This window comes from Achromobacter sp., assembly GCF_050285585.1.
In the GTDB taxonomy this organism is placed as follows: domain Bacteria; phylum Pseudomonadota; class Gammaproteobacteria; order Burkholderiales; family Burkholderiaceae_B; genus Achromobacter.
This window is the reverse complement of sequence record NZ_JBLZXF010000083.1, coordinates 1-4,634: the sequence shown is the minus strand read 5'-3', so window position 1 is coordinate 4,634 and position 4,634 is coordinate 1. Positions and strand designations below refer to the sequence as shown.

The 4,634-nt window shown below is 66.5% G+C and carries 3 protein-coding genes; all 3 read left to right on the top strand.

Going from position 1 to position 4,634, the window contains the following annotated elements; all coding sequences use genetic code 11:
• A partial coding sequence (gene nusA / locus ACN6PJ_RS31115) for a transcription termination factor NusA (RefSeq protein WP_427999487.1) occupies positions 1-1,185 on the top strand: 1,185 nt, incomplete at its 5' end.
• A 93-nt stretch (positions 1,186-1,278) separates the two neighbouring features.
• Positions 1,279-4,326: a translation initiation factor IF-2 gene (gene infB, locus ACN6PJ_RS31110; protein ID WP_427999486.1), complete on the top strand. Its 3,048-nt coding sequence runs from the start codon at positions 1,279-1,281 to the stop codon at positions 4,324-4,326.
• A gap of 23 nt (positions 4,327-4,349) precedes the next feature.
• A partial coding sequence (gene rbfA, locus ACN6PJ_RS31105; protein ID WP_427999485.1) for a 30S ribosome-binding factor RbfA occupies positions 4,350-4,634 on the top strand: 285 nt, incomplete at its 3' end.

Here is a 4,634-nt window from a genome sequence, read left to right as displayed (position 1 = left end):
CCGCTCGAACCCATCGAGTTCGGCCGCATCGGCGCGCAGGCGGCCAAGCAGGCCATCCTGCAGAAGATCCGCGACGCGGAACGCGAACAGGTGCTGAACGATTTCCTTGAACGTGGCGAAACCATCGTGTCCGGCACGATCAAGCGCATGGACAAGGGCGACGCCATCATCGAAACCGGCAAGATCGAAGCGCGCCTGCCGCGCTCCGAGATGATCCCGAAGGAAAACCTCCGAGTGGCCGACCGCGTGCGCGCCTTTGTGTTGCGTGTCGACCACGCCGCGCGCGGCCAGCAGGTGATCCTGTCGCGCACCTCGCCCGAGTTCATCCGCCAGCTGTTCGAGAACGAAGTCCCCGAGATCGAGCAGGGCCTGCTGGAGATCAAGGCGGCTGCCCGCGACGCCGGCGTGCGTGCGAAGATCGCCGTGGTGGCTTACGATAAGCGTATCGATCCGATCGGCACGTGCGTGGGCATGCGCGGTTCGCGCGTGACCGCGGTGCGCAACGAGCTGGGCGGCGAGCAGGTCGACATCGTGCTGTGGTCGGAAGACCCTGCGCAGTTCGTCATCGGCGCCCTGGCGCCGGCCAACGTCGAATCCATCGTCGTCGACGAAGACAAGCACGCGATGGACGTCGTGGTGGACGAGGAAAACCTGCCCAAGGCCATCGGCGCCAAGGGTCAGAACGTCCGCCTGGCGTCCGAGCTGACCGGCTGGCAGATCAACATCATGACGCCGGAAGAAAGCCTGAACCGCCAGGAAGTCGAGCGTTCGGGCCTGCGCGCCACGTTCATGAGCAAACTGGACGTCGACGAGGAGGTCGCCGACATCCTGATCGACGAGGGGTTCACCGGTATCGAGGAAATCGCCTACGTTCCCATGCAGGAATTGCTGGAAATCGAGGCTTTTGACGAAGACACCATCAATGAGTTGCGTGCCCGTGCCCGCAATGCGCTGCTGACCGAGGCGATTGCCCAGGAAGAGCGCCTTGAGACCGCACAGGATTTGCTTGAACTCGAAGGCATGACGCCGGAACTGGCCGCCAAGCTGGCCGAGCGCCAAGTGCATACGCGTGACGATCTGGCGGAATTGGCAACGGACGAACTGGCGGAAATCGCCGGCTTGACCGAGCAGGACGCCAGCGACCTCATCATGCGTGCCCGCGCCCATTGGTTCGACGAAGAATAACCAAGGACACGGGTCTGCGGCGGATGGATGCGTTCCATCCTTCCGCAAGTTCACGTTGTTTGTAATAGCTGCATATAGGGAAGAGAGAGCCTAATGTCGAGTAACACCGTCGCCCAGTTCGCTACCGAGCTGAAAATGCCTGCCAATGTGCTGCTGGATCAGCTGCGCTCGGCCGGCGTTGACCTCAAATCGGTGGACGATGCCGTCACCGACAGCGACAAGGCGAAATTGCTCGAATCGCTGCGCCGCGCCCACGGCGCGACCGAAGGCAAGAAGATCACCCTGACGCGTCGCCAGACGTCCGAGATCCGGCAGGCGGATGCCACCGGCCGCTCGCGCACGATCCAGGTCGAAGTGCGCAAGAAGCGCGTGTTCGTCAAGCGTGATCCCTCCGAAATCGCCCTGGAACAGGCCGCGTCCGCGCGCGCCGAAGATGAAGCCTCCGTCGAAGAGGCGCAGCAGGTGTCCGCGCCGGCTGCACCCGAGGCTCCCGCCGCGGCCGAACCTCGCGAGGCCGCGCCCGCCGTCCAGGCGGAGGCTACGGCCCCCGCGAAGGCGGAAGAGCCCGCTGCTGTAGAAGCGCCCGCGCCGGTCGAAGCGCCCGCGCCTGTTGAATCCGTCGCGGCCGAAGTGCCCGCCCCCGTCGAGGCGAAACCCGCCGAGGTCCAGGCCCAGCCTGAACCCGAACCGACGCCGGCGCCTGCTCCTGCCGAGCCCGTGGCCCAAGAGGCCAAGCCCGAAGTCAAGACCGAATCCACCGAGCCCAAGGCTGAAGAAGCCAAGCCGGAACCCGTTGTGCTAGCCAATAAGTCCGAAACATCGTCCTCCCAGGCCGCCGCGCCTGCCGCCCAGGCCCAGCAGCCTGCGGCGAAGTCCGAACCCGTCAAGGCCGCCGCGCCTCAGCCGGCCGCACCCGCCGCCAAGGCTGGCAACCGCGCCGACAACCGCCGCGCGGCGCCGCCGCTTGCCGCCTCCGCCACGTCGACGGCCCGCGATGAGGCCCGCCGCGCCGCCGAGGCCGAAGCCGCCGCCCTGCGCGAGATGCTGAATCGTCCGCGCAAGGTGCTGCGCGCGCCCGAGCCGGAGGCGCCCGCCGCCGCGCCGATCTCGGGCACGCTGCACAAGCCGGCCGGCAAGCCCGGCGCGGCGCCGGGCGCCAAGAAGGACGCCAAGCCCGCCGCTCCCGGCAACAAGAAGACCATCAAGACGGCCGAAGTCGCCTCGACCTGGTCCGACGACGCCTCGCGCAAGAAGCCCGCGGACAAGGCTGCCGCGCCGGCCAGCCGCGACGGCTGGCGCGCCGGCGGCAAGGGGGGCAAGGGAGGCGGCCGAGGCGGCCGCAACCAGCAGAACGACCGCCGCAACGAGCCGGCGCCGCAGGAATTCATCGCGCGTGAAGTCCACGTGCCGGAAACCATCAGCGTGGCCGACCTGGCGCACAAGATGTCCGTCAAGGCCGCCGAAGTCATCAAGCAATTGATGAAGCTGGGCCAGATGGTCACCATCAACCAGGTCCTGGACCAGGAAACGGCCATGATCGTGGTCGAAGAACTGGGCCACGTCGCCATCGCCGCCAAGCTGGATGACCCGGAAGCCTTCCTGGACGAATCGGCCGCCGGCACCGAAGCCGAGATGTTGCCGCGCGCCCCGGTCGTTACCGTCATGGGCCACGTCGACCACGGCAAGACCTCGCTGCTGGACTACATCCGCCGCGCCAAGGTCGCCGCGGGCGAAGCCGGCGGTATTACGCAGCACATCGGCGCCTACCACGTCCAGACCGAGCGCGGCATGGTCACGTTCCTGGACACCCCGGGCCACGAGGCGTTCACCGCCATGCGTGCCCGCGGCGCCAAGGCCACCGACATCGTCATCCTGGTCTGCGCGGCCGACGACGGCGTGATGCCGCAGACGCGCGAAGCCATCCACCACGCGAAGGCCGCAGGCGTTCCCATGGTCGTGGCGATGACCAAGATCGACAAGCCCACCGCCAACCCCGACCGCGTCAAGCAGGAGCTGGTCGCCGAGGAAGTGGTGCCGGAAGAATACGGCGGCGACGTTCCCTTCGTGTCCGTGTCGGCCAAGACCGGCGAGGGCATCGACGACCTGCTCGAGAACGTGCTGCTGCAGGCGGAAGTGCTGGAGCTGAAGGCGCCGGTCGACGCGCCCGCCAAGGGCCTGGTGATCGAAGCCCGCCTCGACAAGGGCCGCGGCCCGGTCGCGACCATCCTGGTGCAAAGCGGCACCCTGCATCGCGGCGACGTGGTGCTGGCCGGCGCGAGCTTCGGCCGCGTGCGCGCCATGCTGGACGAGAACGGCAAGCCCATCCAGGAAGCCGGCCCGTCGATCCCCGTGGAAATCCAGGGCCTGACCGAAGTGCCGGCCGCCGGCGACGAACTGATGGTGCTGTCCGACGAGCGCAAGGCGCGCGAAATCGCGCTGTTCCGCCAAGGCAAGTTCCGCGACGTCAAGCTGGCCCGCCAGCAGGCCGCCAAGCTGGAATCCATGTTCGACAACCTGGGCGAAGGCACGCAGACCCTGGCGCTGATCGTGAAGACGGACGTCCAGGGCTCGCAGGAAGCGCTGGTGCAGTCGCTGACCAAGCTGTCGACCGACGAAGTGCGCGTGCAGGTCGTGCACGCCGCGGTGGGCGGCATCTCGGAAAGCGACATCAACCTGGCGATCGCCTCGAACGCCGTGGTGATCGGCTTCAACGTCCGCGCCGAAGCCAGCGCCAAGAAACTGGCCGAGACCAACGGCATCGACGTGCGCTACTACAACATCATCTACGACGCCGTGGACGAGGTGAAGGCGGCCATGTCGGGCATGCTGGCTCCCGAGAAGAAGGAAGAGGTCATCGGCCTGGTCGAGATCCGCGAGGTCTACAGCATTTCGCGCATCGGCAACATCGCCGGCTGCATGGTGCTCGACGGCCTGGTGCGTCGCGACTCGCAGGTCCGCCTGCTGCGCAACAACGTGGTCCACTGGACCGGCCAGCTCGATTCGCTGCGCCGCTTCAAGGACGACGTCAAGGAAGTCAAGTCGGGCTTCGACTGCGGTCTTACGCTGCGCGGCAACAACGACATCCAGGTGGGCGACCAGCTGGAAGTCTTTGAAATCAAGGAAATCGCGCGTACGCTGTAAGGCGTCGCGAGGCATTATTTCTAATGAGCCGTCACAAGTCCAAAGCCATTCCCGGCCGCAATCTGCGGCTGGCCGACCAGATCCAGAAGGATCTGGCCGGGATCATCCAGCGCGAGATCGACACGACCCGCGCTGGATTGATCACGCTCTCTGGTGTGGAACTGTCGACCGACTACGCGCACGCGAAGGTGTATTTCACGGTCTTGGGCGCCGAGCCCGAGGCCGCGACCGCCTTGCTGAACGAGAAGGCCGGCTGGCTGCACTCGCAGCTCTACAAGCTGTTGCACATTCACACTGTCCCCACTTTG